Here is a 23,819-nt window from a genome sequence, read left to right on the forward strand (position 1 = left end):
CATAGTCGTACAGACGGTTTTTCGTTATTAATTAAAGAGTAGTTATGAGTAGTCATTTTGATGTTGTGATCATCGGTGCTGGTGCCGCAGGTTTAATGTGTGCGGCAGAAGCAGGCAAGCGCGGTCGTAAAACGCTAGTCATCGAGCATGCTAAAAAGCCAGGGCGTAAAATTTTAATCTCTGGTGGTGGTCGTTGTAACTTTACCAACTATGATGTAAGTGCGAATAACTTCTTATGCCAAAATCCGCATTTTGTGAAATCGGCACTTTCACAATATACCAACTGGGATTTTATTAGTTTGGTCTCGAAATACGGTATTGATTTTGAAGAACGCGATCATGGCCAGCTATTTTGTTTATCGGCTGATGAAGCGGATAAAAACCCAGCAAAGAAAATCGTTGAAATGCTACTCAGTGAATGTGATTTACCCAATGTATCTCAGTGGTATCGTTGTGATGTTCAGGACATCAACAAAACAGATACTGGCTTTTCATTTCATTCTATTTCCGCCACTAAAGAGCACACGGGCGAAATTACTTGTGATTCATTGGTGATTGCCACTGGTGGGCTTTCTATGCCAAAACTGGGCGCAACACCATTTGGCTACAAGGTGGCAGAGCAATTTGGCTTACCTGTTATCAATACCACGGCTGGATTAGTGCCGTTCACTTTGCATAAAGAAGACAAAGAAGATTTTGCTGAACTGTCTGGTATCGCTATTCCTGCGGAAATTACCGCTCAAGATGGCACTGTGTTTAAAGAAGCGTTGTTGTTTACCCATCGAGGCTTGTCAGGCCCTTCTGTATTGCAAGTCTCTTCTTTTTGGAAAGCAGGGCAAACTGTGACGGTGAATTTAATACCAGAAATTGATGTGCTAGATCTTCTGACTCAATCTCGGGAAAAGCACCCTAACCAAAGTTTAAAAAACACCTTAGCGAAAGTATTGCCGAAGCGATTAGTGGAAGTGTTAATCGATCGAAAAATGCTGGTGGATAAGCCCTTAAAGCAATTTAACGCGAAAGAATTAGATGCAATTGACCATCAACTGCAACACTGGCAAGTGTTGCCGAATGGCACGGAAGGGTATCGTACTGCGGAAGTCACTTTGGGCGGTGTCGATACGGATTATTTATCGTCTAAAACCATGCAATGCAAAAATATTGAAGGATTGTATTTTATTGGTGAAGTGATGGATGTCAGCGGCTGGCTCGGAGGCTATAATTTTCAATGGGCTTGGAGCAGTGGCTTTGTTGCGGGGCAGTGGGTGTAGTTTTGTGTGTACAATAAAGTTAGCTGATTAAATCAAAGGTCTTACGGCTTACATACACGCTAATTGATAGCAGTTAAATGGCGATATTTAATACTGAGTTTATTGGTGCGCTACCGGTTTGGACATCTGAACATATTACTTCTCCAAAACAAACAGCAATAAAGCCATTTAAATTGTTGTGGTATGTAGCTGAAAAAGAGCAATTAGCCTGTCAGCGTTGTTCGCTTTAACATTAAATATTCGAATACATCAACCCACGACCATCGTGTTGAGTCCTCGTTTATTCCTCTCATTTATTCGTATTTTTGAATCAAACCCTGGGCTTCTTTATTCCCTAAAATTAGTCAGTACGGGTGGATTTACACTTCCAGACGATGTGATTTTTAAAGCTCGAAAAGTTGGGATCCCTGCGGAAGATTTATTTTTAATCTTTGGAGTTTGATTCTTTTCATTTCTTTATAAATAACAGTATCGTGTTCGCCTCTGGTCAGCTTAAAATTAAAGAGATGATTCGAGCTGGTTTTATGTTGAATATTATGGGTATTTTTATCATTACCGCGCTTAGCTATACGTTAGCGGCATGGGTGTTTGGACTGTAGAGCTTCTCGTTATTCGACTAGTATTTTTGTAAAACAGTAGCAAGGCCGAGAGATATCCACTGCTTTCGGCCTTGTTTTTTAGAAAAATGAGTTACGATAAACGAAGTGCTTAAGTTACGCTTTATGCCTTTCCAAATATTCTTGGCTTTCTTCTTTGCCCATGTACTTAGCTAAGGTGCGGGCAGGGACTTTACGTAAATCCACGACGATTAACCCATCAAGCGCATCATTAAAGTCTTTATCGACATTAAAGCTGATCAACTTGCCGTTAAGGTTAAGATATTGCTTTAACAGCACCGGAATGCTTTTTTGCCCTAAGCGAGTTAATACTTTAGACAGCAGTTGGATATCGGCCAGTGAAGAAAGCATGTCTGCGCGCCAGAAGTTCTTTTGGCTTTTCTTGAGTGGGTTGGTCGCTTTGACGAGGCTGGCACTGTCTTTGTCAAAGTGGTGCATTTCTAGTGTTGAAACCATTAACTCCCGGGCGGTTGGGCTGTATTCGCTGCTAATGCTAACCGGGCCGAACAAGTGGGTGTAATGTGGATTACGATAAGCGTAGGTCGCGATCCCTTTCCACAATAAAAGCAAGGCAGTGAGGCTGCGCTGATAAGGTAGATCGATCACTGAACGCCCCATTTCAATCGCATGACCAAATTGGCCAATAAGCTTTTTGTCGTAACGAAATAGGGTGCGTGAATATAATCCTTTCACCCCTTTTTCAGGCATAATTTGGTCGCTTAACCCTAAGCGATAAGCGCCGACTAAGCGTTGAGCTTCGTTATCCCAAATGAATAAATGTTGATAGTAATCATCAAATTCATCGATATCACAGGCTTTACCTGTACCTTCATTGACCAAGCGGAAGTTGGCTTCACGCACTCGACCAATTTCTTGCAATAAGTGGGGAATTCGCGCAGCTTGAGTGCAATAGACATCAAAGTTTTTAAAGTTAAGCAGGTGTGCCTCGCTTGGTAATGAAGTGATCTCATCAATCAAGAGGCTCTGTTGCACTGGCGCAATCATTGGTGCTTGACTCGCCAATGGTTGAGGTTGATACTCGGCGCGAGGGGCCAGCAAATAGGTATTTAAGCGTAAGTAATCGACGATTTTTTGCTCACTACTCAATGAATCAAGTTCTTTATTTTCAATAACCTCACCGATAGCAATATCGATCACTTGCTTACCTTTATTGAGCATTTCACGGCCTAACATTGCGGTGCGCAAATAAGGGTGAACCATGCCTGCCCAATAGAAAGGTTTACTGTTGTGACCATTGATATGCATGGCTAATGCATTCGCGTTACTGCGTTTAATGAGTTTGGCAACGGAACGGCTCCAAGGCTTGTCGTTGAGTTGGCCTTTTTTATCGAATGTGGAGACTTCCCCTGCTGGAAAAACCAGTAATACGCCATCATTTTGTAAGTGCTGTAGCCCTTGGCGTAGCGCCTTCATATTAGCGCTAACCGCGCCTTTACCTTCAAATACATCGACGCTGATAAACAGCGGTGCCAGTTCTGGTAACCTTTTGAGAAATTGATTGGCGAGGACTTTGACATCTGGGCGAACCTGCAACAGAATTTCGGCCAAAATAACGCCTTCTACTGCCCCTAATGGATGGTTAGCCACCACCACTAAAGGTCCTGTTGCCGGAATACCACTAAAATGACCAGACGACACATTGTAGTGAATGTTAAGGGTTTCTAATGTGCGACGCAAAAAGGCTTTGCTGTCTAAATTCTTGGGTAATTGTTGGTAATAATTATCCAAGGTATGAAGACCTGTCACTCTTTCCGCCGCGCGTTCAAGCACACGGAAGGGGGTCACTTTGGGCAAACGAAAAGGGCTGCTTTCCATATCAAGATCCTCCTAAGGTATCGGTATTTTGAATCTTATCGATTCAATACTTTTCTCAATGTACTCTGTGGATCTTTCAATTGTCTTACAGTCAGAACAAATGCGCTTAGCCACACGACGCAAGCCATAATAAAGAGTGTGCCACTGTCAAATTCAATTGGAATATAGAGTTGGTCACCAATAATAATGTTGTATTTTAAATCACTGGCGCTGGCGGCTAATGCCTGTATTGCCGCATCGCTGCCTACTAGCAACGACTCACCATAAGTTGGCATTGGAATGCCAAGTGGGGTGAATAAGTGGAAGACGATTGCGCCAGAAATAATCCCTAATGACATTAATGCGCCAAAGCCATGCCAGCGAGTAAACAGCAATATACTGGCGATAAGCTCAGCGCAACCCACCATGTAGCCACCATACTGACCAAACCAAGGCAGACCAACCCAGTTACCAAGCGTGGTAAAGATGTAAACCGTTTCCGGTGCTCCAGCAAATTTAAAAAACATCGACTGAATAAAAATAAAGGCGATAACCACCGATAAAACATTTTTAAGATTGAAGTAAGTTTTCATGTATTTTCCTTGAAGTCACTCGGATACAAATTTTATTTAAGAATGGCAGGCCATTGAGCATCTGCACTTTTTATAAAGGTATCTTTATTTGGTAACCATTTTTCTTTTACGCTTTTGTCGTAATTGACGTAAAGCTTACCGTTATAGACAGTCCATTGTAGTGGATCGCCAGGGGCAAGTTGTTTTTCAGAACCCAGCGCCCAAGCACAATACCCACCGTATTGAGGCGCATATTTTTCCGGATCACCAGTAAATAGGTCTAAGTGTTCTTGGCTGGAAAATAACCAGTCGGCACCTTGGTAAGTGGTTTTAAAAGCCTTGTTCCCTTTTACTGGCTTACCTTCGGTGAAGTACGCAACGGAGTCGTAACCTTCGAGTGCTTTACTGCTAAAGTAACCGGTATAAATTGGATCACTTGCCGCCAGTGCTTGGGTACTAAATAAAGCCTGAGTGGCAAGCAACAAGGTTAATGTGAGGTATTTCCAGTAATGCTTCATTGGTGTATCTCCATGATATTTATTGTCCGATTTAAGTGATCTTGGGAATCGATTTTCTTGACTGTGAAATGGTGGTCATCATGTTAGATAAACAAGGTGAACCTTGGTGATAGTCCATACTCACGGTACCTTCTTCGACATTAATGATGGTTAAGCTGACGGTATGCGCATCATCGCGGTGCATACATACTGAATGCGATCCTTTTTGGGGATCATGGCTCATTTGGTAAGCTAACAGCTGAAATAAGCTTGGTTTGTTGCTGCCTAGTTGCTGAAAGTGCGATTGTCGGGCAGAACTTACCGATTCAAATTCGTAAGAAGAGGACGTGATGGGGCTTGTTTGCTCAACGTGTTGAACGGTAATGCCATCCCAAATGATCGAAGGCGGTTTGGCCGATGTTGTCAATTGTTTAGGGTCGAAGATCACCAATGTAAACGGTGGAAACTGCTGCCAATTGAGGTGTTCTAAATGAGAGAGAACGTCTTCTTTAGACTGACAGTGCGCAAGTTGACGAATCAGTTGACCACGACTTTGTGTTGCCGATGCAGGCTTGCTGCCTTGATAGTAATTCAATAAGCAAAGGCTTAATCCTGCGGTATTACAAGCAATCCAACTGCCTTGACCATCCGGGTCAATTGGCATGAAAGCTGTGCAGCCTTCTTGAGTAAATGCGTTCGGTGGCAATGCGATACTGCGACTGCGTTGCTCATCTCGGTTGAACAACACTTGGTATCCACCAGATGTGATGCGCCACGTTACCGTACACATTAACCCAAACTCCGTAAGTAGCTTGCGGTTGCAGGGGCGTAAGAAAAAATACCATCAGTTTCAATGTTGCATACCACTGCCGTAACGCGCATTACCGCAAAATGATGAGTAGTGTGGCTAGAGACAAATAACAGCTCTCTTTGCAAGCTAGACGTTATTTCACAAACGTGTTGTTGGTAAATAGAGGTTTCACTTTGGATAGTAAGCGTAGCCTGAAGTTCGTCCTTGCTTAAGCATAGTAGCCATGTCTTGATTAGCTGTAACTCTTGTAAACCAGTTTCTCGACAAGTTTCAACTTGTGCGCCACGACGGCGCTGGTCGTAATTGACAAGATCTTGATGCTTGGTGTGTCCCATCAAGGAAAAATACATGTCAATGATATGACGAAGATGCGAGCCAATGCTGCTTTGCACATAAGGGCTAGCCACATAAATATATTGCTCATCATTCAAACGCTCGAGTAAGGTGATGGCTTGCTCGATACCTTCTAAATTTCCCTTTAGCATTGGGTGAGCAATGCCGTGTGGTTTAGCGATGTTGATGGACGAGGTTTGTAAAGACATCCAATACCTTCTTAATATTCTGTATTAATCAATAAAGTTGAGGGCACTTTCATTAGCCTTATTAGGCTCAGTGTTACTCGCCTTATGTTTCAATCGGTTGACGGATATTGCTTAATGAGTTCTTTTTCGCGTTTTAATGCGCTAAACAGTTCCGTAAAAGTAGGCACGCGATGGCCAGCTTCTCGTTGCAATGCTCCGATCTGATATAAACAGCGATATTGATAGAGCAATGTGGAAAAAATCTCTTTCAGAGGGGTATTACTATCCCAAATGTGTCCCGCTTCGCTGCTTGCTCCATTCATTTCTAAAATATCGAAATTTTTGCCTTGCATCAGCGACTCAATATCCTTGAACTTCACATCTAAGCGTCCAAAGTGATAGCCGGGATAATCATCAAAAATCGTATCAAGTCGCGCCGCCAATTGATCGGTAATGAATGCATTGCCATTCTTGAAAATACAGCCTCGACTATGGCTACCTGCAAAGGCCAGTTGGAAGCTTTCGCCTTCTGCAATAACATCCTCCAATCGTTCTTGATGACGAGGGAGATATAAGTGGGCGAGTTGAGAGGCACGGGAATCATTTTCAATGAGTTGGCGCAGCGTATGTTGACCTGTGCCTATAACAACTGGGGAATACTTTAAAGTGATTGAAAAAACTTGGCCTTTCTTCTCGTTAGGATAGCGAATATAAAATACGCCAGCCTCAGCTTGATACGGTGATTTTTTTTGTAACATGTAGCGTGCACCAATCGGGAAGTCGGTGATGTATTCACGCAATTCCTCATTGGACTTGATAAGTTGCACCCCAACGCCTCGACAGCCTTGATCTGGCTTAGCAACGATAGGGTAGCTTAGTTGATTACTGGCCATTTGATGTTTGGCAATGATCAACTGATCGTCGATTGGGTCTTCATTTTTTGTCAGGGTGGTGAAGCCTGGGATCCAATTTTTAGCATAATCCCCCGCCAATTCCAGAATATCGGTTTTCGATTCGCCAACCATACCGCTGAGCTCAATCGATGGATTGGCAACTAATGGCAGACGAAAATCACGATATTTAATGCCATGCCAAATACTTTGCAAGACCACTGGTGTGTAGAAAAACCACGTTGGCCAAAATTCAAATCGAGACACAGCTTTACCACTGATGTCCATTTTAGGCATGCCATCATTGGGTTTAATTGGTTGCACTTCAAATGGAGCGGTGCATTTTTCTGCATTAGAGTACATATTATAATCCACCTTTCGAAAGAGGCCGCAATGAGTGGCTTGCGCAGCGATTAAAGCCCCATAAAATTAATAATGCCAGAGGGCCTAATAGCCATTTCCATGTCTGGTCTTGTAACCAATCCGCGTTACCTAGTTGGTAAATAATACCGAAAACAATTAATGTCCAAGCAGCCGTTGCCAATAACACCGCTAAGAAAAACTGGGAAAAAGGAATGCGAAAGTAACCACATAAAGTAAAGCTCACACTGCGCAACCCAGGTATAAATCGAATGATGAAAATATTCACCACTGCATGGGACGTTAAGCGACGTTTCGCTTCTCGTAAGTAACGCATAGTTAGCAAACGATAACGTAATCCTCGCCAACGACGAGCCCATAAACCCAACCCATAAAGTAGGGCATCACCACTGGCAATCCCTACAAAAATGGCCAATAGCGCAACAAATGGAGATACCGAACCATTACTTGCTAATACAGCTGCAGTAATGATAGCCAAATCCTCTAAAAGATAAGACAACAGCACGATGCCAATAAAGGCTACCCAGATATTCTCTTGTAACAATGTAAAATATTCGTCCATAAAGATGGCTACTCGTAAGCTAAACTCACCGTTAACACTGGATATAGAACTATGCTAACGGAATTAAATTTCATTGTCGGTGAAATCTTCGTCAGAAAAATCCGAAAATAGACCGATGATAAACACGATAAATAATTCATGTGTAAGTGATATTTCTCATCAATGAAAAATGGACGCTAAATTGATACTTTCTCCATTTTATCTATGGTGATTGAGGTAAAAATGCATCATCAGGTTTATATAGTATGGTAGGTGTTTTGTAGGAAAGGACAAAATTAAACAAGGTGATTTATTTATTAAATTTCATTAAAAATGGTCTGGATAATCATTCACCTAGCTTTAATTGCCTTGGTATACATATTGAGGTAAATAAGGTGTCATTAGTTAGCTAATAAGTAGCCATATACCCAAGTAACTTGGGTATATGGTTACTTAATGAACCTCAAAGAAATAGGGACTTGATAAGGTTTGCCTTGAAGTGATGACACAACACCTAACAAGCAAAAACAAAGGTGAACGGCACCAAGCAGAGTAAATAATATTCTTATCTCAAAAAATGAAATCAACAACACTACCAAAAATAACGTGATCCCCCAGTTTAATGATTCCTTTGCTTGCGCGTGTACATAAGGATCATGGCGGCGTAAGAGAAAGAATAGCAACCCAGATAAAATGCTAAAGAATATGCTTAGTCCCCACATAATCATGGCCACAACGTTGGAGTTTCCTCGATTCATACATTGCCCTTTTTCTAACCACTTGAATTAGTGTATACCCAAGTCACGTCAAATGCAGTTTCAGAGAAAATTTTAGACATTGGTTAGTCAGGAGAAATAAAGCCAAAAAAACGAGGTTGGTTTGGCTTTGATGGGAAGGATGATAGGAAGGATTTACTTGCTGATGATTTCTAGCCCATAAGTACCTAAAAGAGGAAGCCCATCGACCGTAGATTCTTTTGTAAGTTGGCCATTGGCATTGGAGAATTTAATGATCCATCACTGGCAACTTTCATTAAGCTAATGCTGGCGTCTCCAGCATTCACGACCAATAAGTAATTCTTATCTTGAGTTAATGTTACGCCATAAGCGGAAATAAGCGGGTCATCACCGTTTGCCAGCGGGTGAGTGCTGTCTTTTTTTAAAGCGGGAATTTCAAGATCCCCAGTGCCTAATCTACCGGCGTCAAACTCTTGGACTTTTTAAATTTTTCCTGTGAAGAATTAAACAGTGCAACCGTATTTCCTAATTCTTTATTGGTGGCTACATAGATATAGTCAGTACTATGGGATATTAAACGGGTGCTTGAAAGTAACGCGAGTGAATATAATTACGCATATAAAACTATGAAGAATATGATTCATTGTTTGGGCATGGTTTTATTTTATAAATTAATGATAAGCGTAGAATACGCACCCCATTCTGACATTTACATGACCTATTGACATCAACCTTAACGACCTGAGTTTAATACGACCTTTCCAGTTAATCTCCCGATCTATAAACGTTGGGATGAAGCTATCGAAGGGGGAGTAAAACAAGCGTTACCCCTAGGTTAAATTGACTAGAAATAACGAGTATAATTGCCTTCAATTTTCCTTGCCTAAAACGGGTTTTATTCTCGCTGAAACTCGCATCTTGAAGTTACTTGGGTATATACTGACGCCCATGTATAAATAACCAGTGAAATGATGATGGATCCTTCTTTATTACTTGATGGTCTGAACGACCGACAACGCGAAGCTGTCGCGGCACCGCTTGAGAATTTGCTTGTACTTGCGGGGGCTGGCAGTGGTAAAACTCGCGTATTGGTCCATCGAATTGCTTGGTTATTATCGGTTGAGCAAGCCTCACCGTTTTCTATTATGTCGGTAACCTTCACCAATAAAGCCGCCGCTGAAATGCGTGGTCGAATTGAAGAGTTAATGATGGGCGTTTCATCGGGCATGTGGAATGGTACCTTTCATGGGATTTGTCATCGCATTCTTCGCGCTCATTACATGGATGCCAAACTGCCCGAAGATTTCCAGATTTTAGATTCTGAAGATCAATTACGTTTACTGCGCCGTTTAATTAAAGCGCAAAACTTGGATGAAAAGCAGTGGCCCGCCAAACAAGCAAGCTGGTGGATCAACGGCAAAAAAGATGAAGGTCTGCGGCCTAGTCACATTGATACCTATCACGATCCGGTTGCTAAAACCTATTTGCAAATCTACCAAGCCTATCAAGAGGCGTGTGATCGCGCCGGCTTAGTCGATTTTGCAGAAATCCTACTGCGCTGCCACGAATTACTGCGCGATAAAGTGCACATTCGAGAACATTACCAAGCGCGCTTTAAGCACATTTTGGTGGATGAATTCCAAGATACCAACAACATTCAATATGCTTGGCTGCGCATGATGGCAGGCCCCGATGCACGAGTCATGATTGTTGGGGATGATGATCAGTCCATCTACGGTTGGCGTGGCGCACAAATTGAAAATATTCAAAAGTTCTTACGTGAATTTGTTGGTGCTCGCACCATTCGCTTGGAGCAAAACTATCGTTCCACTAAGAATATTCTTAACGCTGCCAATGAGTTGATCAGCAATAATACTGAGCGCATGGGTAAAGATTTATGGACAGATGGTAATGAAGGCGAAAAGATTTCCCTTTACTCTGCCTATAACGATTTAGACGAAGCGCGTTTCTCTGTTAATAAAATCAAAGAATGGCATGAAAAAGGCACCCCGCTGACCAGTTGTGCCATGCTGTATCGTAATAACGCCCAATCACGTGTATTAGAAGAAGCGCTAATCCAAGCTCGTCTGCCGTATCGGATTTATGGTGGGCAACGTTTCTTCGAACGCCAAGAAATCAAAGACGCCCTTAGCTATTTACGCTTAATGAATAATCGTAATGATGATGCGGCGTTTGAGCGTGTGGTGAATACTCCCACTCGCGGTCTCGGCGATAAAACCCTTGAAACCATTCGTATGACAGCGCGCGATCGTGGCATTACCTTATGGCAAGCGGGGGCGCAATTGATCGAAGAGAAAGTACTGCCGAATCGTGCGGCGATGGCATTCAGCCGCTTTATGGAATTAATCACCGCGCTGGAAGATGACACTTATGATTTAGCGCTGCATGAACAGTTCGATCATGCGATTAAATCTTCAGGTTTGTTCACCATGTACGAACAAGAAAAAGGTGAAAAATCCAAGGCTCGTATTGAGAACTTAGAAGAGCTGGTAACCGCGGCTCGTCAATTTGAAAAGCCAGAAGAAGCAGATGACATGAGCATGTTGTCGGCATTTTTATCCCATGCCGCCTTAGAAGCTGGTGAAGGTCAAGCGGATGAATTTACCGATGCGGTGCAATTAATGACGCTGCACAGTGCCAAAGGTTTGGAATTCCCACTGGTATTCATGGTGGGCGTTGAAGAAGGCATGTTCCCCAATCAAATGTCGGCAGAAGATGCGGTGCGTTTAGAAGAAGAACGCCGTCTTTGTTATGTTGGCATGACTCGAGCGATGGAAAAACTCTACATCACCTATGCTGAAATGCGCCGAGTGTACGGGCAAGATAAAAACCATAAACCATCACGTTTTATTCGCGAAATCCCAGAAAGTTGTGTTGAAGAAGTCAGAATGAAAGCGCAAGTGAGCCGCCCAGCAACCTCGGGACGTTTTGGATCCAGCGCTGTAAAAGAAACCTTCAACAGTACGGGGTATGCGTTAGGTCAGCGAGTTAAACACCCTAAATTCGGAGAAGGGACTATTATAAACTTTGAAGGCAGTGGTCAGCAAAGTCGCGTGCAAGTTGCTTTCAATGGCGAAGGGATCAAATGGTTAGTAACGGAATTTGCTAAACTAGAGCGACTATAAATTACTTTACGTTCAGGATATGAAGGGTCAATCCATAATGGAAAAAAGTTACGCCAAATTAGTGAATTCGGCTGCATGGGCGGCAATGATCATTGCGACCATCTTGTTATTGGTGAAATTAATGGCGTGGTGGCAAACCAACTCGGTTAGCTTGCTCGCCTCACTTGTGGATTCCTTGTTGGATATGGCGGCTTCATTAACCAATTTATTGGTCGTACGTTATGCCCTTCAACCCGCGGATAAAGAGCACCAATTTGGTCACGGCAAAGCAGAATCGTTAGCGGCGCTTGCTCAGGCGATGTTTATCTCGGGCTCTGCGTGTTTTCTTGTGCTAAATGGCGTTGATCGTTTTTTCCGACCACAAGAATTGGTTTCACCAGAACTGGGTGTATGGGTGAGTGGTTTTGCTATTTTACTCACATCCGGCTTGGTGGTTTTTCAAAAGCATGTGGTACGAAAAACAGGTAGCCAAGCGATAGCCGCCGATTCCTTACATTATCAAACTGATTTATTCATGAATATTGCGATCATGATTGCCTTGGTTTTAAGTTGGTATGGTTTAAAGCAAGCTGATGCTGTGTTTGCGGTTGGTATTGGTATTTATATTTTGTACAGCGCTTACCAAATGGCCAACGAAGCGGTGCAATCACTGCTTGATCGTCAGCTTCCAGAAGAAGAGGTCGAAGCGATTCATTCGGCTTGTCTGTCGATTGAAGGGGTACTTGGTGCTCATGATTTGCGTACCCGGATGTCGGGACCGGTGAGGTTTATTCAAGTGCACATTGAGTTGGATGATAATTTACCATTAGTAGAAGCTCACCGAATTTCAGATGAAGTTGAAGATAAATTAGACGCATTATTCCCACATTCAGATGTCATTATTCATCAAGACCCAATTTCAGTGGTTCCTGCGGCAAAATATCACCCATTAAATTAGCGACACAGCGCGAGATAGCGTAAAATTATGTGACTTGGCTCAATTATACTAGAGACAAATAACACACAATTGTCTATCTTATGGGCAAAGATAAAAAGTCAGGTGAAAGTGATGTGAATCAACATTCTTTCATCTCAAGCTTGTATATTGCATTCAGTGTTAATTGAGTCATGGTATTTCACGACTCATCGTTGTGTGGAAGATTTTAGTTCAGTGATCGACTCAGTAGAGGCTAGAAAAATAAATCATAGCCATTAGATCATTGAAGTGTCGAGTTTCGTTTTTTAAAAATTTTTAGAGGGTGAGCATGGTTAAGAAGATTGGTGTTTTAACAAGTGGTGGTGATGCACCGGGTATGAACGCAGCGATTCGTGGCGTCGTCCGTACGGCACTTAGTCAAGATATCGAAGTTTATGGTATCCACGATGGTTACTTAGGCTTAGTTGAAGATCGTATTGAACTCCTTGAGCGTTCGAGTGTTTCTGACGTGATCAACCGTGGCGGTACTTTCCTAGGTTCAGCTCGTTTCCCAGAGTTTAAAGACGTTGCAGTACGTGAGAAGGGAATTGCAAACTTAAAGAAACACGGCATTGAAGCACTCGTTGTGATCGGTGGTGATGGTTCGTACATGGGTGCCAAGAAACTGACTGAAATGGGTTTTCCATGTATCGGTCTTCCTGGCACTATTGATAACGATATCGCTGGAACGGATTACACCATTGGTTACATGACAGCATTGAATACCGTTATTGATGCGATTGACCGTTTGCGTGATACCTCGTCTTCTCACCAACGTATTTCGATTGTTGAGATCATGGGTCGCCACTGTGGTGATTTAACGCTTATGTCGGCAATTGCAGGTGGTTGTGAATACATTATTACCCCTGAAAATAATCTAGATAAAGCGGCTTTAATTGAAAGCATTCAAGCCGGTATTGAAAAAGGTAAGAAGCACGCAATTATCGCATTAACTGAGTTACAAATGGATGCGGATGATCTTGCGAAAGATATCGAAGAGGCAACTGGACGTGAAACCCGTGCGACCGTTTTAGGGCATATTCAACGTGGTGGTCGACCAACGGCATTTGACCGTGTTTTAGCTTCTCGCATGGGGAACTACGCTGTTCATTTATTAATGGATGGTCATGGCGGACGCTGTGTAGGCATTCAAAAAGAAGAACTGGTTCACCACGACATCATTGACGCGATTGAAAACATGAAGCGTGCAGTACGTAAAGATTTGTACAAAATGGCAGAAGAGTTGTTCTAACTTTAGAAGACTTAACGCTATTTGAAATGAAGACCGTTGATGATCATCAGCGGTTTTTTTATTCCTAAATAAATGAAAAGCGAGACAAAAAAAGACTGACACATGGTCAGCCTTTATTATTTTGTCGAGCGAGCTTATTTAGCTTTTGCTTCAGCTGCTGCTTTAGCGATAGCGGCAAAGCTTTTCGCGTCAAGTGCTGCACCACCAACTAGAGCACCGTCGATGTCTGGTTGTGCGAAGTAAGCTGCTGCGTTTTCTGGTTTAACAGAACCGCCGTATTGGATCACAACATTTTTCGCAACCGCTTCGCTTTTCTCAGCAATGTGAGCGCGGATTTGTGCGTGAGTGCGTTGTGCATCGTCAGCTGTTGCTGCTTTACCGGTACCGATAGCCCAGATTGGTTCGTAAGCGATGATAGCACCTTCAAGTGCTTCAACACCTAGAAGGTTGATCACTGCGTCGATTTGACGAGCACAAACTGCTACAGTTTCGCCAGCTTCGTTTTGTGCTTCTGATTCACCGATACAAAGAACAGGCGTTAGGCCATTTTCTTTTAGGAATGCGAATTTCTTAGCCACAAACTCGTCTGATTCATTGTGGTATTCACGACGCTCAGAGTGACCGATGATGATGTGAGTTGCACCGAATTCTTTTAGCATGGCAGGAGACATGTCACCGGTGAATGCACCACTGTTGTTTAGGTCAGTGTTTTGAGCGCCAAGAATGATAGCGCTGCCAGCATCCGTTAGAGTTTGCTCTGCTAGATCGATGAATAGTGCCGGTGGCGCTACTGCAACGTCGACGCCAGTTACGCCTTCAAGTTCAGCATTTAGACCAGTTAGCAAATCAACAACCATTTCTTTGCTGCCGTTTAGTTTCCAGTTACCCATAACTACAGGATGACGCATAGGATGTTCTCCATTTAATTTAAGTATCGAAATATTTTATCTATCAAGGAATATAACAGAATAATGTGATGAGATCATGATTCTCATCATCTCAAAGTACATCAATTACGTTAGCTGATATTCTCGTTTTTTTCATCGTGATTTTGTAGGCAAAAATAGGGCGCAGTGCTAGGAATCCAGTGAAACTGAGTTATATTTACCGATAATTTTGCTAGTTAATCATTTTATAAAAAAGGAAGCTACCATGCCAAATGTCGTGATGGAATATTCAAATTCGATTGAAGAGCGCGTCAACGTACAAGCATTATTGGAAGATTTGCATCAAGTCACGATTCAAAGTGAGCTATTTGGTATTCGTGATGTGAAGTCTAGAACATTGAGAACGCACCACTGGATGATTGGTGATTTAGACGATAGCGTGGATTTTATTCATGTGACACTCGAACTCTTGGATGGTCGAACCGATGATCAAAAGAAAGCATTATCGGAATCTTTGATGGCAGCATTACAAGCAAAGGCGGACTTTGTCGCCAGTTTAACGGTGAACATTCGAGATATGGATCGCGGGTGTTTCCAAAAAGTGACCAATTTTTAACAATAGCAATTTTAACAGGGTATAAGGCAAGATAATGACAATAAAGCAGTGGTTATTCTCTTTTGAGGGACGGATTGGTCGCCAACGTTTCTGGATGTGGAATCTTTTTTATTATGCTGTGATTTTAGGGTTAGGCGTTTTTTTAAGTCAAAGTGGCTTAGGGAATAGCGCAAATTATATTTTATTGATTATTACCGCAGGTTTATTAATCCCAGATTTAGCGGTCACTGCAAAGCGTTGGCATGATCGTAATAAATCTAATGGGTGGTTATTGATGCATATTCCTCTCATTGCTGGGCGATTATATGCACCCGAAGCGGCAATGGCTGAACCGACCACGATGCAGATTGCAGTCAGCTTAATTGCTTTGGCTTGCGGAATTTGGATGTTGATTGAGTGTGGTTTTATGAAAGGAACATCGGGTCATAATCAATACGGTTCTGAACCGCAATAACCCGCGGTTACTTTTAGTTGATTAAGATTCATGAGCGGCTTAGGTCTTTCATCATAGAAAAGCCAGTCGAGCCGCTCACCTAAAACGATAAGATTTAACCGGTGGATTTTTGAGTTAATCGAGTGAAATTTTTCTTAAAGATCCACCAAGCATTTAAGCCTGCCAAAATATTGCCTATCAATGCACCGATAAATAACCCTTTAATGCCACCCAGCTTTGCCCCTAACCATAAGCATGGCAAGAAGAAAATAAATAGGCGTAATGCCGAAATCAATAACGCGTAATAAGATTGGCCAATGGCGTTTGAAAGCGACACCATGAGCATGCATATTCCTAATGTCCCTAAACTGATCGGCACTAATGTTAAGTGCCAATGCAAAATAGCGGTGACGTCTTTATCGCTGGTCATTAAATTGGATAAGAAACTGGCTCCGAAGAAAGTGAGTAGCGCAATGGCGAACTGGAAGATCAAAATAAAGCGAATCGCAATGCTGATGAGTTTCTCTATTTGATCAAATTGCTTTGCCCCTAGCAATCGCCCTACCATAGGCGGCATTGACATAGTCAGAGCTAAAACCGCCACGATGGCAAAAAATTCATAACGTGAACCAATTGCCCAAGCGGCCACCGCAGTCGTACCAAAGCTGGCGAGCAATTTGGTCGCCAGCATTGATGATACGGGTGGAAGTAACTGGCTGATCATGGCAGGCCCCATGATTGAGGTGAGTGAAGCGATACTTTTAGGAACACTTAAATCATGCCAATCAAAGGACATCCAATGTTTACGAAAAACAGTGGGTGCGACTACGACAATGCCTATAGAAAAGGAAATTAAAGTCGCCATTGCTGCGCCATTGATCCCCATATTAAAGGTAAAGATGAAAATAGGATCGAGCGCGATATTTAAAAGGCTGGTCACCATCATCATTATGCCGGGTAACATGGTATTGCCATTGGCGCGACATAGGCTGTACAAAAAATACAAAAGAGCGCCACACCATGTACTAAGTAACCAATAAACCCAATAGCTTTGAATAATCGGATGAATGGTGTCAGGTGCGCCTAATAAATCTAAAATTGGATTTCTTAAGCCATAAATAATCACTGAAAAAAACGCAATTCCCACCGCGCCAATCATCACAACGAGGCCACCTAGTTGTTGAGCGTATCGTATTTTATTTTCCCCTAATGCTCTTGAAATAACAGCCGTAGTGGCAATGCCAAGCCCAACTTGTAAGCCAATGATCACCATTTGTATCGGTTGAGTAAAGCCTTGCGCAGCCAGCGGTAATACGCCAAGTTGCCCGATGAAGGCACTGTCGACCAATTGAAAACTCATTAAAGACAATACGCCAAACAACATTGGCCATGTTTGGCTAAACAGTTGACGAGCTGGAGATGGCGTAATCATTGAATTCACAGGCGGAGGCTTTTGGTTAGAGGGTGAGGTAAATAGCATGAATGTTTATTGTACTAAAATATCGACCATGTGTGGGTTTCAATTTAGTTAACCTTAAGTTTGGATAGAGGGCGTCTATACTTCATCCATCTTGAATTTACTTGGGTATAAAGGTGGCAAAAGAAAAAACGCAGCTCGAAAGCTGCGTTTTGTGGTGTCACTCTAAGCGTTCGCTAGCTTATAAAATATGTTGTTTTACTTCGTCGTCTTTACGTTCTAAATAGTGAATCGACTTAATGCGACGAATGGTGCGGCTCTTTCCACGGATAACTAAGGTTTCCGTTGTTGCAATATTGCCGTTGCGGGTAATACCTTCAAGCAAATCGCCTTTAGTAATGCCGGTTGCTGCAAAAACGACATTGTCGCTACGCGCCATATCATCCATTTTTAGAATGACATTGGCTTTTACGCCCATTTCAGCACAACGTTGCAGCTCGAGTTCACCGTGAGTGCGGTTTTCTTCGGTATCGCCTTTCACTTCGTGACGAGGCAACAAACGACCTTGCATGTCGCCATCTAACGCACGAATAACCGCTGCTGAAACAACGCCTTCTGGTGCGCCGCCGATGCAGTACATCATGTCGACTTCGCTGTCTGGCATACAAGTAAGAATGGACGCTGCAACATCGCCATCTGGCACGGCAAATACACGAACGCCCATGCTTTGCATTTTAGCGATCATTTCATCGTGGCGAGGTTTGGCTAGAGTAATCACGGTTAATTCCGTTAAAGCCTTGCCTAATGCTTTTGCGATGTTGTGGATATTCTCTTCTAGCGTTATAGAAAGATCGATACAACCTTTCGCGCCAGGGCCAACCACTAATTTTTCCATGTACATGTCAGGTGCTTTTAGGAAGCTGCCTTTTTCGCCTGCCGCAAGAACAGCAAGCGCATTCGATTGACCCATTGCCGTCATGCGGGTGCCTTCGATTGGGTCAACGGCGATATCGACTTCGTCGCCACCTAAGCCGACTTTTTCACCGATATACAGCATTGGTGCTTCATCGATCTCACCTTCACCAATGACAATTTCACCGCTGATTTCTGTGTCATTCAGTAGGGTGCGCATTACCGCAACTGCAGCGCCATCGGCGGCATTTTTATCACCACGGCCTAACCATTTATATCCGGCAAGGGCAGCACCTTCTGTGACTCGAGAAAATGCTAATGCTAAATCGCGTTTCATACGGACTCCAAACAAAACAAAGGGAAAAATTTGTGCGGCAGATTTTATCACAGCCACAACGGTAACGTTTGCTTTTTTGAAGTTAAAAGAGGGGAAAGGATTTTAAACGCATAGAGAAAGCCAGATTGCACCAAGCTTTGAGTATGAAATCGCTTAAAATGAGCGGGTAAATGTCATAATTTGGTAAGGTTTGTTGTTTTTTTGAGCATGTGAACATAAATAATTGAATAAGAGTGTGGCGCTTGAAAGTAAGCTGAGTAGAATGTGTGTAACGCTTGTGGTAGCTGCGTCATTGTTAATAACATCCGGCTACCATTCATCATGATCATTAAACAGGTAGCCGAGATGTCTTTCGAAGTATTAGAACAGCTAGAAGTAAAAATCCAAACTGCAGTTGATACCATTGCATTGTTACAAATGGAAGTTGAAGAACTTAAAGAGAAGAACGAGCAACTTGTTGTTGAAGCTAGCGAGCTAAAAGAAGGCCGTGTTGAGCTTGAACAACAAACGCAAACATTGCGTGAAGAGCAACAAGCGTGGCAAGAGCGTATCCGTAACCTACTTGGTAAAATGGATGACGTTGAATAAGGTTGACTTGTTCAGTGAATACAAAAAAACAGAGCTATTTGGCTCTGTTTTTTTATGTGTACCGTTTAAGTTAAAGGATCGATTAATCGTCGATTTCAACTTCTTCGTCATTGAGTTCAAGATCAATGTCTAGAGGCTCTTGAGATAAGATCACACCAGTGCTGTCGGCATATAAGAAATCTTCTGGAAGAAAAGTCACACCGCCAAAGTTTACTGGTACATCAATATCACCAATATTGGCTTGGTTCGCTCCTACAGGAATAGACGCAATGGCTTGAATACCAATTTGCATTTCTTCAAGTTCATCCACTTCACGAACGCAACCGTAAACCACAATCCCTTCCCAGTCGTTATCTTCTGCTATGGCGGCAATTTCTGCATCGATTAATGCGCGGCGCAGTGATCCACCCCCGTCAATCAATAATACACGCCCAGTCCCATCTTCTTGTAAAATGGAGCGAATAATGCCGTTATCTTCATAGCATTTCACTGTCGTAACTTGGCCAGCGAATGAGTTTAACCCACCAAAATTACTGAACATAGGTTCAACAACATCAACTTGGTCTTGGTAAATATCACACAATGCAGAGGTATTATATTCCATAGTGGTTTTTCTCTTTGCGGGGGATGATTAACGAGTATATAGGGTCAATATTGCTTTGCAATGACAAAGCGCATTTTCCTAACCAGAGTTTGATCTGATTGCGAAAAGCAGCAGTGCCGCTGTGCTTTAAATACTGCTTAACACCAATGTGATAGCAAATACGATATTTGATATAAATGCGCATTTCACCATTTCTGGCATCATCGGAATAAATTCTTTTGAGTTTTGTATCTTCCAAATGGTTTTTCCGTGTTTCATCACTAATGCTAACGGCAATAACATGAATAATGTTAGCCAGATTGGCGTTACATTCGCTAAGAGGTAACCTGTGAAAGCCAGCCAGCCGAGTGACAATAAGGTTAAGTGGTAGCATTTGGCTTTTTCGGTGCCAATACGAACCACAACCGTTCGTTTATTACTGATGGCATCGTTCTCTACGTCACGCATATTATTGATATTCAATACGCCCATGGAAAAGAACCCAGAACCGATGGCTGGCAAAAGTAAGGAAGAATTCACCGTTCCGGTATGTAAGAAGTAAGTCCCTAAAACGGCCAGTAAACCGAAGAATAAGAACACGGAAATATCCCCTAGGCCAACATAACCGTATGGTTTGCTGCCCATAGTGTAAGCAATTGAGCTTAGAATCGACAATAAGCCTAACCCTATAAATGCCATGATGCTAGTTGGGCTTTGGAGCGCGTAAAATACCAAAGCTAAGCCGCTAATGATGATTAAGGCAATATTGGCAATGATGGCTTTTTTCATGCCAGATTGAGTGATAACGCCTTGCTGCAAGCCACGAATAGGACCAATGCGATTTTCATTATCGGTGCCTTGAACTGCGTCGCCATAATCGTTAGCTAGGTTAGATAAAATTTGTAAAAGTGTTGCCGTGATTAAGGCCAAAAATGAAATAGCAAAAGAGAAGTGGCCAGCAGAATAGGCAAGGCTGCTACCTGTCGCAATCGCGGCAATAGCAAGTAAGAGGGTTTTCGGTCTTGCGGCATCAAGCCAAATAGCAAAAGATGATTTCATATAGTTTTACAGTTAAGGTGAATAAAGCAAGTATATCAAGTTGTTGATATATACCCAAAAAGAAAAAGCCCGCACCGTGCGAGCTTTCCTTTGATTAAACCGTGAATATTATAAAATAAAGCGGCTTAAATCTTCGTCGGCAACAAAATCACCTAGGCGTTTTTTCACGTAATCACCATCAATCGACACGGTCATACCTGGGTTGTCTGTTGCATCGAAAGAAATTTCATCCATCAAACGCTCCATAACGGTATGCAAACGTCGAGCACCGATGTTTTCAGTGGTTTCGTTGACTTGCCAAGCCGCCTCTGCAATTTGAGTGATGCCGTCTTTGGTAAAATCAATATTTACTTGCTCGGTTGCCATTAACGCGCGGTATTGCTCGGTAAGCGATGCGTTTGGCTCGGTTAAGATTCGCTCGAAATCATGGCTGCTTAATGCTTCAAGTTCTACTCGAATCGGTAAGCGACCTTGTAATTCCGGAATTAAATCGGATGGACGAGCGACTTGGAACGCGCCTGATGCGACAAATAGAATGTGATCAGTACGGACCATACCATGCTTAGTCGAAACGGTACTGCCTTCAACCAATGGAAGCAAATCACGTTGAACACCTTCACGAGACACTTCGCCACCGCTATTTTGATCGGCGCGTTTACAGATCTTGTCGATTTCATCGATAAAGACAATGCCGTTGTTTTCTACGTTGAAAATGGCTTGTTCTTTTAGATCTTCTTGGTTGACTAATTTTGCTGCTTCTTCTTCCGTTAATGCTTTGAAGGCATCTTTGATTTTCATCTTACGGCTTTTTTTGGTGTCGCCCGCTAGGTTTTGGAACATGCCTTGCAGTTGGTTGGTCATTTCTTCCATGCCGGGAGGTGCCATGATTTCAACACCCATTTGCGGTGCAGCGACTTCAATATCAATTTCTTTGTCGTCTAATTGTCCTTCACGTAATTTTTTACGGAACACTTGACGAGTATTTGAGCTGCCTTCTTGTGCTTTATCATCTTGCCCCCAACCTTCACGAGGGGTGGTAATAACGCATCAAGAATACGCTCTTCTGCTTGCTCTTCAGCGCGGAATTTTACTTTTTCCATCTCTTGTTGATGGGTTAAGTTGATCGCCACGTCAGTCAGATCACGGATGATTGATTCTACTTCTTTACCCACATAACCAATTTCAGTGAATTTGGTTGCTTCAACTTTAATGAAAGGGGCATTCGCCAGTTTGGCTAGGCGGCGGGCAATTTCAGTTTTACCAACACCGGTTGGGCCAATCATCAGAATATTTTTAGGCGTGACTTCAGCACGTAGACCTTCATCTAGCTGCATACGGCGCCAGCGATTACGCAGGGCTATAGCCACGGCGCGTTTGGCTTTATCTTGTCCAATAATATGTTTATTGAGTTCGTGAACGATTTCACGAGGTGTCATTTCAGACATAAAATTATCCTTCTACCTACATCGGGATTGAGCATTTTGGCTCAGGTGAAAGCTGGATGCTCCGTGTCATAGTGACTGAATGCATGAGCGACCAAGCTGGGTATGATTCGCTATCGAGTTATAGCTCTTCAATGGTGTGATGGTGATTGGTGAAGACACAAATATCACCCGCGATATTCAATGCTTTTTCAGCAATCTCACGTGCTTCTAAATCCGTGTTTTCTAATAATGCGATAGCCGCTGCTTGAGCGTAGTTGCCACCAGAGCCAATCGCAATAAGATCATTTTCAGGCTGAACCACATCGCCATTACCGGTAATGATTAAAGATGCGGTTTCATCGGCGACAGCCAGCAAAGCTTCTAATTTTCTTAATGCGCGATCACTGCGCCATTCTTTTGCCAGTTCAACGGCGGCTTTGGTTAGATGCCCTTGGTGCATTTCCAGTTTGCGTTCAAAACGCTCGAACAAGGTGAATGCGTCGGCAGTGCCACCCGCAAAGCCTGCGAGGACTTTATCGTGATACAAACGGCGAACTTTTTTTGCGTTGCCTTTCATGACGGTGTTGCCTAGTGAGACTTGTCCGTCACCGGCGATGACGACTTTATTATTTCGGCGTACAGATACAATGGTAGTCACGAGAAACCTCTTATTTATTGTGCTGTTTAAAAGTATATGAGGTTGGTGCTAAATGAATTCAAGGGTGATAAATGGTAAGTGACTTTATCTTTACAAAATTGACAGGAGGTAAACATGATTGGAGAGAGGGAATTTGGTGAAAGCAAAACCAAAAGAGCCGGATAAAACCGACTCTTTTTTTATATTAATCTTTAACTTCCATTGTTTAATTTATTTCAGCGTGTCTTTCATGATGATGCAAGGCTCGATTTTTGCACGCTGTAAAACGTGTTGATCGATTACTGCTTCACGCTTGAATTTATAAGTCCCTAAAATCACGCGATACCAACTGCTGCCTTCCAGTTTAATAACTTTACTGTTTAGACCTTGAAACGCGATATTCGCTTTGCGTTGCTCTGCTTGTGCGGCACTTTTGTATGCGCCACATTGCATGATGTATGGGATTTTAGGTACGACAACTTCTTTTGCTTGTACTTCGATCTCACGTTTTGGCAACGTCTCCATGTAATCCCATTTTTCTTCAGGGGGTGGAGGTAGAGCGTCGTTGGTTTTCGGTTTTGGCTTAGCGGCAACAGGAACTGTGTTCACAACAGGTTTTGTTGGTTCAGGATCATTACTAAGCATTGATAACAATGAAATCAGCCCGGCTAATAGGATCACGGCGATGATGGCGGCTTTCCAAGGGATTGCACGTGGCGCAGGTTTTTTTTTCGGCGCAGGCCTTCTTTGATTTCTATTGTTATTTTTTTTGTTAGGAGCTGGATTTTTTCTTACGTAATCTCGATTAGCCACGGTATGTAACAACTCAATAGAATAAAAAAGGAGCCATATGTTAATCCAGAATTTTGAGCAATACCATGACTAATAATGAAAGGTAGCCACAAATATGCCGAATTTTC

General features: G+C 42.7%; 23 protein-coding genes and 1 pseudogene. 8 read left to right on the top strand and 16 right to left on the bottom strand.

The window, feature by feature from the left end:
- Nucleotides 1-44 precede the first annotated feature (44 nt).
- Nucleotides 45-1,271, top strand: a complete 1,227-nt coding sequence (locus A1QC_RS00680; protein ID WP_017025342.1) for an NAD(P)/FAD-dependent oxidoreductase — start codon at nucleotides 45-47, stop codon at nucleotides 1,269-1,271.
- Between the two features lie 77 nt (nucleotides 1,272-1,348).
- Nucleotides 1,349-1,501 carry a hypothetical protein gene (locus A1QC_RS15485; RefSeq protein WP_017025343.1) on the top strand — a complete coding sequence of 51 codons (153 nt, stop codon included), beginning with the start codon at nucleotides 1,349-1,351 and terminating at the stop codon, nucleotides 1,499-1,501.
- Nucleotides 1,502-1,984: 483 nt separating this feature from the next.
- Here A1QC_RS15485 and A1QC_RS00690 read toward each other — a convergent pair whose 3' ends face one another.
- The 8 genes from A1QC_RS00690 to A1QC_RS15790 all read right to left on the bottom strand — a co-directional run bounded on the left by A1QC_RS00690 (nucleotide 1,985) and on the right by A1QC_RS15790 (nucleotide 8,674).
- Entirely contained in the window at nucleotides 1,985-3,724 is a 1,740-nt protein-coding gene (locus A1QC_RS00690) for a lysophospholipid acyltransferase family protein (protein WP_017025346.1), read from the bottom strand.
- A 35-nt stretch (nucleotides 3,725-3,759) separates the two neighbouring features.
- A complete protein-coding gene (locus A1QC_RS00695) occupies nucleotides 3,760-4,296 on the bottom strand; it encodes a hypothetical protein (RefSeq protein WP_017025347.1) in 537 nt (178 codons plus the stop codon).
- A 32-nt stretch (nucleotides 4,297-4,328) separates the two neighbouring features.
- Nucleotides 4,329-4,793 (bottom strand): YHS domain-containing (seleno)protein, encoded by a 465-nt coding sequence (locus tag A1QC_RS00700; RefSeq protein ID WP_017025348.1) that lies wholly within the window; start codon nucleotides 4,791-4,793, stop codon nucleotides 4,329-4,331.
- Between the two features lie 31 nt (nucleotides 4,794-4,824).
- A complete protein-coding gene (locus A1QC_RS00705; protein WP_017025349.1) occupies nucleotides 4,825-5,562 on the bottom strand; it encodes an NRDE family protein in 738 nt (245 codons plus the stop codon).
- A complete protein-coding gene (locus A1QC_RS00710) occupies nucleotides 5,562-6,125 on the bottom strand; it encodes a DinB family protein (RefSeq protein ID WP_017025350.1) in 564 nt (187 codons plus the stop codon). The genes A1QC_RS00705 and A1QC_RS00710 overlap by 1 nt, the downstream gene beginning before the upstream one ends.
- A gap of 89 nt (nucleotides 6,126-6,214) precedes the next feature.
- Nucleotides 6,215-7,357, bottom strand: a complete 1,143-nt coding sequence (locus A1QC_RS00715; RefSeq protein WP_017025351.1) for a hypothetical protein — start codon at nucleotides 7,355-7,357, stop codon at nucleotides 6,215-6,217.
- 1 nt (nucleotide 7,358) lies between these two features.
- The gene (locus tag A1QC_RS00720) at nucleotides 7,359-7,937 is read right to left on the bottom strand and encodes a DedA family protein (RefSeq protein ID WP_017025352.1); all 579 of its coding nucleotides are present in this window, start codon (nucleotides 7,935-7,937) and stop codon (nucleotides 7,359-7,361) included.
- A gap of 428 nt (nucleotides 7,938-8,365) precedes the next feature.
- Nucleotides 8,366-8,674, bottom strand: a complete 309-nt coding sequence (locus A1QC_RS15790; RefSeq protein ID WP_084021833.1) for a DUF4870 domain-containing protein — start codon at nucleotides 8,672-8,674, stop codon at nucleotides 8,366-8,368.
- Between the two features lie 950 nt (nucleotides 8,675-9,624).
- Between A1QC_RS15790 and uvrD the strand changes: the two genes are divergently transcribed.
- The 3 genes from uvrD to pfkA all read left to right on the top strand — a co-directional run bounded on the left by uvrD (nucleotide 9,625) and on the right by pfkA (nucleotide 14,006).
- Entirely contained in the window at nucleotides 9,625-11,799 is a 2,175-nt protein-coding gene (gene uvrD, locus A1QC_RS00725) for a DNA helicase II (protein WP_026025853.1), read from the top strand.
- Nucleotides 11,800-11,836: 37 nt separating this feature from the next.
- Entirely contained in the window at nucleotides 11,837-12,736 is a 900-nt protein-coding gene (fieF, locus tag A1QC_RS00730) for a CDF family cation-efflux transporter FieF (RefSeq protein ID WP_017025354.1), read from the top strand.
- Nucleotides 12,737-13,043: 307 nt separating this feature from the next.
- On the top strand, nucleotides 13,044-14,006 hold the full coding sequence (gene pfkA / locus A1QC_RS00735) for a 6-phosphofructokinase (RefSeq protein WP_017025355.1): 963 nt from the start codon (nucleotides 13,044-13,046) through the stop codon (nucleotides 14,004-14,006).
- Between the two features lie 134 nt (nucleotides 14,007-14,140).
- Here the strand turns inward: pfkA and tpiA are convergent, their stop codons facing one another.
- Nucleotides 14,141-14,914, bottom strand: a complete 774-nt coding sequence (gene tpiA, locus A1QC_RS00740; RefSeq protein ID WP_017025356.1) for a triose-phosphate isomerase — start codon at nucleotides 14,912-14,914, stop codon at nucleotides 14,141-14,143.
- Between the two features lie 244 nt (nucleotides 14,915-15,158).
- Between tpiA and A1QC_RS00745 the strand changes: the two genes are divergently transcribed.
- Together A1QC_RS00745 and A1QC_RS00750 are read left to right on the top strand one after the other, a co-directional pair.
- Entirely contained in the window at nucleotides 15,159-15,509 is a 351-nt protein-coding gene (locus A1QC_RS00745; RefSeq protein WP_017025357.1) for a 5-carboxymethyl-2-hydroxymuconate Delta-isomerase, read from the top strand.
- A gap of 34 nt (nucleotides 15,510-15,543) precedes the next feature.
- A complete protein-coding gene (locus tag A1QC_RS00750; protein WP_017025358.1) occupies nucleotides 15,544-15,963 on the top strand; it encodes a DUF805 domain-containing protein in 420 nt (139 codons plus the stop codon).
- Nucleotides 15,964-16,057: 94 nt separating this feature from the next.
- Here A1QC_RS00750 and A1QC_RS00755 read toward each other — a convergent pair whose 3' ends face one another.
- Both A1QC_RS00755 and glpX read right to left on the bottom strand, forming a co-directional pair.
- On the bottom strand, nucleotides 16,058-17,374 hold the full coding sequence (locus A1QC_RS00755) for an MATE family efflux transporter (protein WP_017025359.1): 1,317 nt from the start codon (nucleotides 17,372-17,374) through the stop codon (nucleotides 16,058-16,060).
- A gap of 226 nt (nucleotides 17,375-17,600) precedes the next feature.
- On the bottom strand, nucleotides 17,601-18,608 hold the full coding sequence (gene glpX, locus A1QC_RS00760) for a class II fructose-bisphosphatase (protein ID WP_017025360.1): 1,008 nt from the start codon (nucleotides 18,606-18,608) through the stop codon (nucleotides 17,601-17,603).
- 345 nt (nucleotides 18,609-18,953) lie between these two features.
- Here glpX and zapB point away from each other — a divergent pair, with 345 nt between their 5' ends.
- Entirely contained in the window at nucleotides 18,954-19,196 is a 243-nt protein-coding gene (zapB, locus tag A1QC_RS00765) for a cell division protein ZapB (protein WP_017025362.1), read from the top strand.
- Nucleotides 19,197-19,278: 82 nt separating this feature from the next.
- On the opposite strand, the gene rraA is transcribed toward zapB, so the two are convergent.
- From rraA to A1QC_RS00790, 5 genes and pseudogenes are all read right to left on the bottom strand, one after another.
- Complete coding sequence (gene rraA, locus A1QC_RS00770; protein WP_017025363.1) at nucleotides 19,279-19,800, bottom strand: ribonuclease E activity regulator RraA; 522 nt, start codon at nucleotides 19,798-19,800, stop codon at nucleotides 19,279-19,281.
- 126 nt (nucleotides 19,801-19,926) lie between these two features.
- Nucleotides 19,927-20,838 carry a 1,4-dihydroxy-2-naphthoate polyprenyltransferase gene (locus A1QC_RS00775; RefSeq protein ID WP_017025364.1) on the bottom strand — a complete coding sequence of 304 codons (912 nt, stop codon included), beginning with the start codon at nucleotides 20,836-20,838 and terminating at the stop codon, nucleotides 19,927-19,929.
- Between the two features lie 108 nt (nucleotides 20,839-20,946).
- Nucleotides 20,947-22,283, bottom strand: a pseudogene (hslU, locus tag A1QC_RS00780) (HslU--HslV peptidase ATPase subunit).
- A 118-nt stretch (nucleotides 22,284-22,401) separates the two neighbouring features.
- Nucleotides 22,402-22,920 carry an ATP-dependent protease subunit HslV gene (gene hslV, locus A1QC_RS00785; protein WP_017025365.1) on the bottom strand — a complete coding sequence of 173 codons (519 nt, stop codon included), beginning with the start codon at nucleotides 22,918-22,920 and terminating at the stop codon, nucleotides 22,402-22,404.
- 210 nt (nucleotides 22,921-23,130) lie between these two features.
- On the bottom strand, nucleotides 23,131-23,712 hold the full coding sequence (locus A1QC_RS00790) for an SPOR domain-containing protein (RefSeq protein ID WP_017025366.1): 582 nt from the start codon (nucleotides 23,710-23,712) through the stop codon (nucleotides 23,131-23,133).
- Between the last annotated feature and the right edge of the window lie 107 nt (nucleotides 23,713-23,819).

It is taken from the genome of Vibrio rumoiensis 1S-45 (assembly GCF_000286955.2).
Lineage (GTDB): Bacteria > Pseudomonadota > Gammaproteobacteria > Enterobacterales > Vibrionaceae > Vibrio > Vibrio rumoiensis_A.